This is a genomic window from Mesorhizobium sp., assembly GCF_004962245.1.
GTDB lineage: Bacteria > Pseudomonadota > Alphaproteobacteria > Rhizobiales > Rhizobiaceae > Mesorhizobium.
In genome coordinates this window covers 58,600-71,122 of the sequence record NZ_SUHQ01000014.1, presented here as the reverse complement: position 1 = coordinate 71,122, position 12,523 = coordinate 58,600, and the positions used below count along the sequence as shown (strand labels likewise).

General features: G+C 64.0%; 10 protein-coding genes. 5 read left to right on the top strand and 5 right to left on the bottom strand.

The features are described from left to right. Positions 1-126 precede the first annotated feature (126 nt). From E5X88_RS16475 to E5X88_RS16455, 5 genes are all read left to right on the top strand, one after another. Positions 127-1,281: an ABC transporter substrate-binding protein gene (locus E5X88_RS16475; RefSeq protein WP_292163059.1), complete on the top strand. Its 1,155-nt coding sequence runs from the start codon at positions 127-129 to the stop codon at positions 1,279-1,281. Positions 1,282-1,477: 196 nt separating this feature from the next. Beyond that, positions 1,478-2,476, top strand: a complete 999-nt coding sequence (locus tag E5X88_RS16470; protein ID WP_292163057.1) for an ABC transporter ATP-binding protein — start codon at positions 1,478-1,480, stop codon at positions 2,474-2,476. Positions 2,477-2,732: 256 nt separating this feature from the next. Then, positions 2,733-3,698, top strand: a complete 966-nt coding sequence (locus tag E5X88_RS16465) for an ABC transporter permease (RefSeq protein ID WP_292163055.1) — start codon at positions 2,733-2,735, stop codon at positions 3,696-3,698. Continuing rightward, positions 3,688-4,503 carry an ABC transporter permease gene (locus E5X88_RS16460; protein ID WP_292163053.1) on the top strand — a complete coding sequence of 272 codons (816 nt, stop codon included), beginning with the start codon at positions 3,688-3,690 and terminating at the stop codon, positions 4,501-4,503. The genes E5X88_RS16465 and E5X88_RS16460 overlap by 11 nt, the downstream gene beginning before the upstream one ends. Before the next feature lie 29 nt (positions 4,504-4,532). Continuing rightward, positions 4,533-5,960: a gamma-aminobutyraldehyde dehydrogenase gene (locus tag E5X88_RS16455; protein WP_292163051.1), complete on the top strand. Its 1,428-nt coding sequence runs from the start codon at positions 4,533-4,535 to the stop codon at positions 5,958-5,960. Between the two features lie 386 nt (positions 5,961-6,346). Here the strand turns inward: E5X88_RS16455 and E5X88_RS16450 are convergent, their stop codons facing one another. From E5X88_RS16450 to E5X88_RS16430, 5 genes are read right to left on the bottom strand one after another with little or no spacing between them, the layout of a single operon-like run. Beyond that, positions 6,347-6,667, bottom strand: coding sequence for a formate dehydrogenase subunit delta (locus E5X88_RS16450; RefSeq protein WP_292163050.1), 321 nt, complete (start codon positions 6,665-6,667; stop codon positions 6,347-6,349). Continuing rightward, the gene (gene fdhD / locus E5X88_RS16445; RefSeq protein WP_292163049.1) at positions 6,657-7,487 is read right to left on the bottom strand and encodes a formate dehydrogenase accessory sulfurtransferase FdhD; all 831 of its coding nucleotides are present in this window, start codon (positions 7,485-7,487) and stop codon (positions 6,657-6,659) included. Before fdhD ends, E5X88_RS16450 begins: the two co-directional genes overlap by 11 nt. Before the next feature lie 2 nt (positions 7,488-7,489). Next, positions 7,490-10,402, bottom strand: a complete 2,913-nt coding sequence (gene fdhF / locus E5X88_RS16440; protein ID WP_292163047.1) for a formate dehydrogenase subunit alpha — start codon at positions 10,400-10,402, stop codon at positions 7,490-7,492. Between the two features lie 12 nt (positions 10,403-10,414). Further along, entirely contained in the window at positions 10,415-11,971 is a 1,557-nt protein-coding gene (locus tag E5X88_RS16435; protein WP_292163045.1) for an NADH-quinone oxidoreductase subunit NuoF, read from the bottom strand. Beyond that, on the bottom strand, positions 11,968-12,447 hold the full coding sequence (locus tag E5X88_RS16430) for a formate dehydrogenase subunit gamma (RefSeq protein WP_292163044.1): 480 nt from the start codon (positions 12,445-12,447) through the stop codon (positions 11,968-11,970). The genes E5X88_RS16435 and E5X88_RS16430 overlap by 4 nt, the downstream gene beginning before the upstream one ends. Positions 12,448-12,523: the final 76 nt, after the last annotated feature.

The following is a 12,523-nucleotide window of genomic DNA, read 5'->3' as shown; positions in this document are numbered from 1 at the left end:
GGAAAAACCGATATCGCCTTTCTGATAAATGAATTTGCGAAACCGCAAATTTCACAGCACCTTGACGGTCAGGGACCAAGCCGCCGCGAGAGTGCGGCCCCTCATGCGCCAAATGGGAGATCGACGATGAATTCATTCCTGAAGTCATGCACTGCCTTGACAGTCGCGCTGGCCTTCTCCGGCCAGGCCATCGCCCAGGTCACGGAACTCGGCAAGGGCGAAGGCCAGGTCAACATTGTCGCCTGGCCCGGCTACATCGAGCGCGGTGAAACCGACAAGGGCTACGACTGGGTCACGTCCTTCGAGAAGGAGACTGGCTGCAAGGTCAACATCAAGACCGCCAACACCTCCGATGAGATGGTCGCGCTGATGAATGAGGGCGGCTTCGACCTCGTCACCGCCTCCGGCGATGCCTCGCTGCGCCTCGTCGCCGGCAAGCGCGTCCAGCCGATCAACACCGATCTCATCCCGAGCTGGAAGACGGTCGACGACCGCCTGAAGGATGCCCCGTGGTTCACGGTCGGCGGCGCCCATTACGGCGTCCCCTACCAGTGGGGACCGAATGTGCTGATGTACAACACCGAAGTGTTCAAGGAAGCGCCGAAGAGCTGGAACGTCGTCTTCGAGGAAATGAACCTGCCGGACGGCAAGTCGAACAAGGGCCGCGTCCAGGCCTATGACGGGCCGATCCACATTGCCGATGCCGCCAACTATCTGATGGCCCACAAGCCCGAACTCGGCATCAAGGATCCCTACGAACTGACCGAGGACCAGTACAAGGCCGCGCTCGATCTCTTGCGCGTCCAGCGCACGCTGGTCGGACGCTACTGGCATGACGCCGCCATCCAGGTCGACGATTTCCAGAACGAAGGCGTCGTCGCCTCCGGTTCGTGGCCCTACCAGGTCAACACGCTGATCGCCGCCAAGAAACCCGTCGCCTCGACCATTCCCGAGGAAGGCGTCACCGGCTGGGCCGACACCACTATGATGGAGGCCGACGCGGCCCACCCGAACTGCGCCTATATGTGGCTGGAGCATTCGCTGTCGCCGAAAGTGCAGGGTGATGTCTCCGCCTGGTTCGGCTCGCTGCCGGTGGTGCCCGCCGCCTGCAAAGGCAACGAACTGCTCGGCGACGAAGGCTGCAAGACCAACGGCTACGACAATTTCGACAAGATCAAGTTCTGGAAGACGCCAGTATCGAAATGCGCCACCCAGAATGACCAGTGCGTGCCTTACTATCGCTGGGTGTCGGACTACATCGGCGTCATCGGCGGGCGGTGAGTTCGTTTCGCTCGTTCTGAGAGCGCGACGCTGCCCCTCACCCCCGGCCCTCTCCCCGTTCACGGGGAGAGGGGGATCGCCGGCGTTTCGGCCAGCTCCCTTCTCCCTGTCACTATACGGGGAGAAGGTGCCGGCAGGCGGATGAGGGGCAGCGCCATCGCTTGAATTTGATGCGCCTGACAGATCAGGACAGCCCATGACATCAGCCGTTTCCTTCCAAAAAGTCTCGCGCCATTTCGGCAGCGTGCGTGCCGTCGACACCGTCGATCTCGACATCGTGCCGGGCGAGTTCTTCGCCATGCTCGGGCCTTCCGGCTCCGGCAAGACGACCTGCCTGCGCCTGATCGCCGGCTTCGAGCAGCCGACGGCGGGTTCGATCTCCATCTTCGGCGAACGCGCCGAAGGCGTCCCGCCCTATCGCCGCAACGTCAACACCGTGTTCCAGGACTACGCGCTGTTTCCGCATTTCAACGTGCTCGACAATGTCGCCTACGGCCTGATGGTTAAGGGCGTCGGCAAGCCGGAACGGCAGAAGGCGGCGGAGGAGGCACTGTCGCTGGTGCGACTTCCCGGCTACGGCGCCCGTCGTCCCGGCCAGCTCTCCGGCGGCCAGCGCCAGCGCGTCGCGCTCGCCCGTGCGCTGGTCAACCAGCCCAAGGTGCTGCTGCTCGACGAGCCGCTCGGCGCGCTCGACCTCAAGCTGCGCGAAAACATGCAGGAGGAGCTGAAATCGCTGCAGAAGGCGCTCGGCATCACCTTCGTCTTCGTCACTCACGACCAGGGCGAGGCCCTTTCCATGGCTGACCGCGTTGCCGTCTTCAACGACGGCCGGATCATGCAGATCGGCACGCCGGAAGACATCTACCAGCGACCGAAGACCCGCTTCGTCGCCGATTTCGTCGGCTCGTCCAACGTGCTGCCGCCGGATTTCGTCCATCGTTATTCCGGCCAGCATCGTTGGGGCAGCCTGCGCCCCGAATCCATTCGCGTCGGTCGTGCCGCGAAGAGTGACGGCGTTACCGCCCGTCTCGTCTCGACCAACTATCTCGGCGCCACGACAAGACTGGCGCTCGATGCCGATGGGCTGAGACTGCACGCCATCGTGCCGGCCGGTGCTGCCTTGCCGGAGGAGGGGGAGGCAGTCATGCTCACCTTCAACCGCGAGAGCCTGCATCTGATGGACGAGCCGACATGATGGCCTGGTTTGAAGCGGGGTATGCGTCCAAGGTTGGCGCTCTACGGCACCCCCCTCTGCCCTGCCGGGCATCTCCCCCGCAAGGGGGGAGATTGGCCGTAACCACTGGCTCCGCAAATCTCCGACGTTGCAGAACTGGCGGGGCAGACAAGCCGCTGATCTCCCCCCTTGCGGGGGAGATGTCCGGCAGGACAGAGGGGGGTGTGAAGGATCTCGGCCTTTCCGCCATTGATCCAATCAACACGGTAGGCGCGTCATGACAATCGCCGCGCTCAACTCCAATCCTTCGCCCGCCATACTGCCGGGAAGCGGCGGCATGCGTGGCGCCCTGTCCGATCTCTTCTGGCGCCGACCGCAGCTCCTGCTCCTGCTCATGCTGCTGCCGCCGGTGCTGTGGCTCGGCATCGTCTATATCGGCTCGCTGTTCGCGCTGCTCCTACAGAGCTTTTTCTCGATCGACGAGTTCTCCGGCCTCATCAACCGCGAATTCACGCTGAAGACCTATGGCGACCTGCTGCAGGCCGCCAATCTCGACATCATCCTGCGCACGGTGACGATGGCGGCCCTGGTCACGCTCGCCTCCGCGATCATCGCCTTCCCCATCGCCTATTACGCGGCGCGCTATGCGCGCGGCCGCTGGAAGGCACTGTTCTATCTCGGCATCATGCTGCCGCTGTGGTCGAGCTATCTGGTCAAGATCTACGCCTGGAAGCTCATCCTCGCCAAGGAAGGCATCCTGACCTGGCTGCTCGCCAAGCTGCATCTTCTGTGGCTGCTCGATGGCTGGCTGTCGCTGCCGATCGTCGGCGGGAACTCGCTGTCGGTCTCCTTCACCGGCACCTTCATCGTCTTCGTCTATGTCTGGCTGCCTTTCATGATCCTGCCGGTGCAGGCGGCACTCGAGCGCGTGCCGGGCAATCTGGTCGAAGCCTCGTCAGATCTCGGCGCCTCGCCCGGCCAGACCTTCCGCAACGTGCTGTTCCCGCTGGCGCTGCCGGGCATCGTCGCCGGCTCGATCTTCACCTTCTCGCTGACGCTTGGCGACTACATCATCCCGCAGATCATCGGTACCTCGCGACTGTTCATCGGCCAGGCCGTCTATTCGCAGCAAGGCACAGCCGGCAACATTCCGCTCGCCGCCGCCTTCACCGTGGTGCCCATCGTCATCATGGGTTTCTACCTCTGGGGCGCCAAGCGCATGGGGGCCTTCGATGCGCTCTGATCGCGGCCAATCCGCTCCTCTCGGCCTGAAGATCGCTGCTGCCGGCGGCCTGCTGTTCCTGCATTTGCCGATCTTCCTGATCTTCGTCTATGCATTCACGACCGAGGAAAAGAGCTTCGTCTGGCCGCCGCCGGGGCTGACCACTCAGTGGTTCGCCGTCACCTGGAACCGCCCCGACGTCTGGCAAGCGTTGTCGCTGTCGGTCCGGGTCGCAGCCATCTCGACCGCGGTTGCGCTGGTCCTCGGCACGCTCTGCGCGGCCGCCGTGTCGCGAACACGGTTCTTTGGCCGCGAAACCATCTCGCTGCTGGTCATCCTGCCGATCGCACTGCCCGGCATCATCACTGGCATCGCGCTGCGTTCAGCCTTTTCGCTGGCCGAGATACCGTTCTCTTTCTGGACGATCGTCCTCGGCCACGCCACCTTCTGCGTCGTCGTGGTCTACAACAATGCCGTCGCCCGCTTCCGCCGCACCTCCGGCTCGATGATCGAAGCGTCGATGGACCTTGGCGCCGATGGCTTCCAGACGTTTCGCCATGTCGTGCTGCCCAATATCGCCACCGCGCTGCTCGCTGGCGGCATGCTTGCCTTCGCCCTGTCGTTCGACGAGGTCATCGTCACAACCTTCACCGCCGGCCAGCAGCAGACGCTGCCGATCTGGATGCTGGAGGAGTTGATCCGTCCGCGCCAGCGCCCGGTCACCAATGTCGTGGCCATGGTCGTCGTGCTGGTGACGCTGCTGCCTATCCTCGCTGCCTATTACCTGACCCGCGACGGCGACCAGATCGCCGGCTCGGGCAAATAACATCAAGAATCCGCAAGGGAGAGACTGCCATGGACACAAAGATGCTGATCGGCTCGAAATTCGAGAAGGGCACCGAAACCGAGGAGCCGATCCTCAATCCGAAGACCGGGGCGACCATCATCAACCTGCCCGAAGCCAGCCAGGCGCAGATCGAGGCGGCGGTGCTGGCGGCCGAAAAGGCTTTCCTCACCTGGTCGCGCACCACGCCGGCGCAGCGCGCGGGCTATCTCCTGAAGATCGCCGACCGCATCGAGGCCGGCGCGAAGGATTTCGCCGCCCTAGAGGCACTGAATTGCGGCAAGCCGATCAATGCCGTGCTCAACGACGAGATCCCGGCGATCGTCGACTGCTACCGCTTCTTTGCCGGTGCTGTCCGTTCCATGCCCGGCCAGGTGGCCGGCGAATACATTCCCGGCCACACCTCGATGGTGCGGCGCGATGCCATCGGCGTCGTCGCCTCCATCGCCCCGTGGAACTATCCGCTGATGATGATGGCCTGGAAGCTGGCGCCGGCGATTGCCGGCGGCAACACCGTCGTCTTCAAGCCGTCCGAGCAAACGCCGCTGACCTCGCTCAAGCTGGCGAAGATCCTCGCCGAGATCCTGCCGGAGGGCGTCGTCAATGTCGTGCTCGGCCGTGGCGACAGCGTCGGCAACACGCTGATCAATCACCCCAAGGTCAACATGATCTCGATCACCGGCGACGTCGCCACCGGCAAGAAGGTGTTGCAGGCCGCCGCCAAGTCAGTCAAGCGCACGCATCTCGAGCTCGGCGGCAAGGCGCCGGTCATCGTCTTCGACGATGCCGATCTCGATGCGGTGGTCAACGGCCTGCGCGCCTTCGGCTACTACAATGCCGGTCAGGACTGCACCGCCGCCTGCCGAATCTATGCCGGCAAGAAGATCTACGACAAGCTCGTCGCCGACCTCTCCTCCGCCGTCTCGACCATCAAATACAACCGCCCCGACGACACCGAGAACGAGATCGGGCCGTTGATCTCACGCCGCCAGCGCGACCGCGTCTCGAGCTTCGTCGAGCGCGCCTCCGAGCTGAAGCACATCGAGATCACCACTGGCGGCAAGCCGGGCGAGGGTTCTGGCTTCTTCTACCAGCCGACCGTCGTCGCCGGCGCCTTGCAGGAAGACGAGATCGTGCGCCGCGAGGTGTTCGGGCCAGTCGTTTCCGTCACCCGCTTTTCCGAGGTCGACGAGGCGGTGAACTGGGCCAATGACAGCGACTACGGCCTCGCCTCGTCGGTGTGGACCAAGGACGTCTCGCGCGCCATGGCGACAGCCGCGCGGCTGCAATATGGCTGCACCTGGATCAACACGCATTTCATGCTGACCAACGAGATGCCGCATGGCGGATTGAAGCAGTCCGGCTACGGCAAGGACATGTCGCTCTATGCGCTGGAGGATTACACCGCAGTGCGGCATGTGATGGTGGCGCACGGGTAGCATCTTCCCTTCTCCCCGTGAACGGGGAGAGGGTGGCCCTTAGGGCCGGATGAGGGGCAGCACAAGCCATCGCTAAGCTGGCTCCGCCCCTCATCTGCCTGCCGGCATCTTCTCCCCTTGAACAGACGGCTGTAGCCCTCGTCTTCCCAGTGCAGGTCGAGATCGGAAATGAAGCCCGGCACGAAAACGAGATCGAACGAACCTTGGCCGACCACCTGATAGGCGATCCGCACGTCGCCGCTTCGGGCGTATCGAGTTTCGATCGGCTTCACGAGATTTGTCCGCCCGGCCCCACGATTTCCGAACGCTCAACGTAGCAGAGGCGCGTCGCTGCGGCAGCCAAACTTTAGAGGGGCGAAATATAAGACCTTTGGCGACCCATCGGGCTATTTCTGTGGAGCGGCACTCTCGGCCTGTGCAGGCTCACGCCCGGTGTAACCGATGCTCCTATCGGCTTGTTCTGGCGTCTTGGGCCGCTTGATCTTGGTGGAAGCAGCCACGACGAGCTCGTTGAAGCCTTCGCTGCCGGCATCCAGCATTTCGAACAATTGCCGCCGCATCCTCGGCTCCCAGAACTTGTTGATGTGCTCGGCAACGCCGGCAATACCTTCCTCGCGCGGCTTGGAATGGAAGAAGTCGGCGATCTGGTTGGCCATGCGCACCAGCTTTTCCCTGGTGCTCATGATGTGTTCTTCGTCATGCGACATGCTTGGCAACTCCGGAAACCAACCGCTCGGGGTGGGTGAAAATATCGAAATCATCGCCGCGCACCAACGCCACCAGCGTCATGCCGGCCTGTTCTGCCGTGCGGATGGCAAGCGCGGTCGGCGCCGAGACGGCGATGATGAAGGCCGCACCGATCGCCGCCGTCTTCTGCACCATCTCCACCGACACGCGCGAGGTCACGACCACGGCGCCCGATGCGCCGTCGATGCCGGCCCTGGCCAGCGCGCCGGCCAGCTTGTCCAGCGCATTGTGGCGGCCGACATCCTCACGCGCCATGACGATGCCCTTGCCGGGGATGTAGAAGCCTGCGGCGTGGACCGCACCCGTCTCGGCATGCAGCGGCTGCACCTTCGACAGAAGCTTGACCGAGCGGACGATATCGTCGGCTGCAAGCGTAAGTTTTGACGAACCGACCGCCTCCACCGAGCGCATGGCTTCCTCGATCGATTCGATGCCGCATAGCCCGCAGCCGACCGGGCCGGCCAGCCGCCGGCGCCGCGCCTCGAAGCGCGTATTGGCTTGATCCTTCAGCCTGATCTGGATGTCGATGCCGGCGCCGTGATCCTCGACCTCGATCGCCTCGATTTCCTGCGGGTCGGCGATGATGCCCTCGGTCAGCGAGAAGCCGAGCGCGAAATCCTCGAAATCGGCGGGGCTCGCCATCATCACCGCGTGCGTGGTGCCAGCGAAGGAGAACGCCACCGGCGTCTCCTCCGGCACCATGCGGTTCGCGGTCGTGGTGCCGCTGGCGCGGTGCGCCAGCCGCGAAATCTGCGTCGTTGCTTTGCGGCGCGCGGCCAAGACTACTCCGCCGCTTCCAGCGGGGCGATGCGCCGGCTCTGGCGCGCTTGCTCGTTATAGTCCCTCTGCCACTCGGTCGGGCCGTTTGACGGTGCCACCTGCACGGCGGTGACCTTGTATTCCGGACAGTTGGTCGCCCAGTCCGAGAAGTCGGTCGTGACCACGTTGGCCTGCGTGTCGGGGTGGTGGAAGGTCGTGTAGACCACGCCGGGCGAGACGCGGTCGGTGATCAGCGCGCGCAGCGACGTCTCGCCGGATCGGCTTGCCAACCGCACCCAGTCGCCGCCGCGGATGCCGCGGTTCTCCGCATCGTGCGGGTGGATCTCCAACAGGTCTTCCGAATGCCACATCACATTTTCGGTGCGCCTCGTCTGTGCGCCGACATTGTACTGCGAGAGAATCCGGCCGGTGGTGAGCAGCAGCGGGAAGCGCGGCCCGGTCCTTTCGTCCGTCGCTACATATTCGGTGCGGATGAACTTGCCCTTGCCGCGCACGAAACCATCGATGTGCATGATCGGGGTGCCGAGCGGTGCCTTCTCGTTGCAGGGCCATTGCACGGATCCGACACGGTCGAGCAGTTCGAAGGAGACACCGGCGAAGCTCGGCGTCGTCTTGGCGATCTCGTCCATGATCTCGGAGGGATGCCGATAGGTCCAGTCCAGCCCGATCGCGCGGGCAAGCTCCTGCGTCGCCTCCCAATCGGCGTAGCGCGCCTTCGGCTCCAGAACCTTGCGCACCATGTTGATGCGGCGCTCAGCATTGGTGAAAGTGCCGTCCTTCTCGAGGAAGGTCGAGCCCGGCAGGAACACATGCGCGTAGTTCGCCGTCTCGTTGAGGAAGAGGTCGTGCACGACGACGCATTCCATCGCGGCGAGGCCGGCGGCGACATGCTTGGTATCAGGGTCGGACTGCAGGATGTCCTCGCCCTGGATGTAGATGCCCTTGAAACTACCGTCGACGGCGGCATCCAGCATGTTGGGAATGCGCAGGCCGGGTTCGTCGTCGAGCTTGACGCCCCACAGACTCTCATAGATGTCGCGCACGGCTTCGCCGGAGATATGGCGATAGCCGGGCAACTCGTGCGGGAAGGAGCCCATGTCGCACGAGCCCTGCACATTGTTCTGGCCGCGCAGCGGGTTCACGCCGACGCCCGGCCGGCCGATATTGCCGGTGGCCATGGCGAGGTTGGCGATCGCCATCACAGTGGTTGAACCCTGGCTGTGTTCCGTCACCCCGAGGCCGTAATAGATCGCGCCGTTGCCGCCGGTGGCGTAGAGACGCGCAGCACCGCGGATCAGTTCGGGATCGACGCCGGACAACTTGCCGACGGTTTCGGGGCTGTTTTCCGGCAAGGCGACGAAAGAGGCCCAGTCCTGGAATTCCGCCCAGTCGCAGCGTTCGCGGATGAACGCTTCGTCGAAGAGACCTTCGGTGACGATGACATGTGCCAGCGCGGTCAGCACCGCCACATTGGTGCCGGGCTTCAGCGGCAGGTGATAGGCCGCTTCGATATGTGGCGACTTGACCATCTCGGTGCGACGCGGATCGAGCACGATCAGCTTGGCGCCCTGGCGCAGGCGCTTCTTCAGCCGCGAGGCGAACACCGGATGGGCGGAGGCGGGATTGGCACCGATGACGACGGCGACGTCGGTGTAATCGACGGAGTCGAAATCCTGCGTACCGGCCGAGGTGCCGTAGGTCTGGCCGAGCCCGTAGCCGGTCGGCGAATGGCAGACGCGCGCGCAGGTGTCGACATTGTTGTTGCGGAAGCCTTGCCGCACCAGCTTCTGGACGAGATAGGTCTCCTCATTCGTGCAGCGCGAGGAAGTGATGCCGCCGATCGCGGTGCGGCCATACTGGTACTGGATACGGCGGAATTCCTTGGCCGTATGGGCGAGCGCCTCTTCCCAGCTCACCTCTCGCCAGGGATCGGTGACCTTTTCCCGGATCATCGGCGACAGGATGCGGTCCTTATGGGTGGCGTAGCCATAAGCGAAACGGCCCTTCACGCAGGAATGGCCATGGTTCGCCTTGCCCTCCTTGTAGGGCATCATGCGAATGACCTCGTCGCCCTTCACTTCCGCCTTGAACGAGCAGCCGACGCCGCAATAAGCGCAGGTGGTGACGGCCGAGCGCTCCGGCAGGCCCTTGGCGAGCACCGACTTCTCGCGCAGCGCATCGGTCGGACAGGCCTGCACGCAGGCCCCGCAGGACACGCATTCGGAGGCAATGAAATCCTCGTGCATGCCGGCAACCATGCGCGATTCGAAACCGCGGCCCTCGATGGTCAGCGCGAAGGTGCCCTGCACCTCCTCGCAGGCCCGCACGCAACGCGAGCAGACGATGCATTGCGCGGGATCATAGGTGAAATAGGGGTTGGATTCATCGCGGGCGATGTAGTCGACAGCCAGCGAGCCATGGCCGGGCGCTACGCCGTTTTCCGGCTTGACGTGGTTGCGTCCCTCGATGCCATAGCGGTTTTCGGTCAGACCGACCGTCTTGGCGACCTTGTCGAACTCGCTGGCGCCGGTGCCGGCCTTCTCGTTCCAGCCGGTCGGGTGGTCGGAGACGTAGAGTTCCATCACGCCGCGGCGGATGGCGTTGAGACGATCGGTCTGCGTGTGCACGACCATGCCTTCGCCGACCGGCGTCGTGCAGGAAGCAGGTGTGCCGCCGCGTCCATCGATCTCGACCAGGCAGACCCGGCAGGAGCCGAACGAGTCCAGCATGTCGGTGGCGCAGAGCTTCGGGATTTCGACGCCCGCTTCCATCGAAGCGCGCATGATCGAGGTCCCCGCCGGCACGGTCACCGACTTGCCGTCGACCGTCAGCGTCACCTGCTGTTCCGCCTCCGAGGCGGGCGTGCCGTAGTCGATTTCCTGAACCAGCGATTTGATGTCGAATGTCGCGTTCATACCTGTCCGCTCCTATTCCGCTGCTTCGGCGACCGGCGTCGGCCGAAAGTCGTCGGGGAAATGGTTGAGTGCGCTCATCACCGGATATGGGGTGAAGCCGCCCAGAGCGCAAAGCGAGCCGAACTTCATCGTGTTGCAAAGGTCGGTGACCAGCGCGATCTGCTTTTCGGGTTCGATGTTCCGGGCGAGCCGGTCCAGCACCTCGACGCCGCGCGTCGAGCCGATGCGGCAGGGCGTGCACTTGCCGCAGCTTTCGATGCTGCAGAATTCCATGGCAAAGCGCGCCTGCTTCAGCATGTCGGCGGTGTCGTCGAACACGACGATGCCGGCATGGCCGATCAACCCGTCCTTGGCGGCGAACGCTTCGTAGTCGAAGGGCGTGTCGAACAAAGCGCGCGGGAAATAGGCGCCAAGCGGCCCGCCGACCTGCACGGCCTTGACCGGACGTCCTGTCGCGGTGCCGCCGCCGATGTCGTCGACGATCTCGCCCAGCGTCATGCCGAAAGCCGCCTCGTAGAGACCGGGATATTTGACGTTGCCGGCGATCTGGATCGGAATGGTGCCGCGCGAGCGGCCCATGCCGAAATCCTTGTAGAAGGCTGCGCCCTTATCCATGATGACAGGCACCGAAGCCAGCGAGATGACGTTGTTGATCACCGTCGGCTTGCCGAACAGGCCCTTGTGCGCCGGCAGCGGCGGCTTGGCCCGCACCTGCCCGCGCTTGCCTTCGAGACTGTCGAGCAGCGAGGTCTCCTCGCCGCAGACATAGGCGCCGGCGCCGACACGGACTTCCATGTCGAAGGCATTGGGAGAACCCAGCACGTTGACGCCGAGCACGCCGGCCTTGCGGGCGATCTCGACGGCTTTCTGCATCATTGCCACCGCGTGCGGATATTCCGAGCGGATATAGATGAAACCCTTGGTGGCGCCCGTCGCGATGCCGGCGATTGCCATACCCTCGATCAGCACGAAGGGGTCGCCTTCCATGATCATACGGTCGGCGAATGTGCCCGAATCGCCCTCGTCGGCGTTGCAGACGATATATTTGCGGTCGGCCGTGGTATCGAGCACCGTTTTCCATTTGATGCCGGTCGGGAACCCGGCGCCGCCACGACCACGCAAGCCCGACTCGGTCACCTGGCTGACGACATCGGCCGGCGCCATCGCCACCGCATTCTGCAGACCCTTCAGCCCGCCATGCGCCTTGTAGTGATCGAGCGACAGCGGATCGGTGACGCCGCAACGCGCGAAGGTCAGCCGCGTCTGCTTGGCAAGGAACGGGATCTTGTCCGGGGCGCCCAGCCAGCGCTTGTGATAGCCGCCGGTGAGAAAGCCGCAGTCGAACAGACTTTTGACGTCGGACGACTTTACCGGCCCGTAGGCGACGCGGCCGTTGGCCGTCGCCACCTCAACCATCGGCTCGAGGAAATAGGCCCCGCGCGAACCGTTGCGCACGATCTTGGCCTCGATGCCGCGGTCCGCCAATTCCTTTTCGATCGCCTTGGCGACCTTTTCCGCACCCAACGCCAGTGCGCCGGAATCGCCTGGAATGTAGATGCGCGGGATCATGAGCGCACCTCGGTAACGATCTCGTCGAGCTTTTCGTCATTGAGCCGCCCGATCACCTCGCCGTCCAGCATCGCCGATGGCGCGCAGGCGCAAAGGCCAAGGCAATAGACCGGTTCCAGCGTCACCGAACCGTCGCGGGCCGTCTCGTGGAAGCCGATGCCGAGCAACTGCTTGAGCTTGGCGGCAATGGCGTCCGAGCCCATCGACTGGCAGGCTTCCGCCTGGCAGAGCTTCAGCACATGGCGCCCGGCCGGGTGGCTGCGGTAATCGTGATAGAAGGTGACGACGCCGTGCACCTCGGCCCTGGAGATGTTCAGCGCCTCGGCGATGACCGGCAGCGCCTCCTGCGGCACATGGCCGAACTCTTCCTGGATGCCGTGAAGGATCGGCAGCAGCGGGCCTTCGAGGCCCTCCAGCTCCTGGATGATCGCCGCCGTGCGCGACGCGATCTCGGTACTTGCAGGCTGCATCGACATGCAGCGCCCTCCCTGGTCGTAGCGGTATTCCGCTAAGTGGTTAGGAAATCAGAGGAAACCCGCGAAATCAATAAAG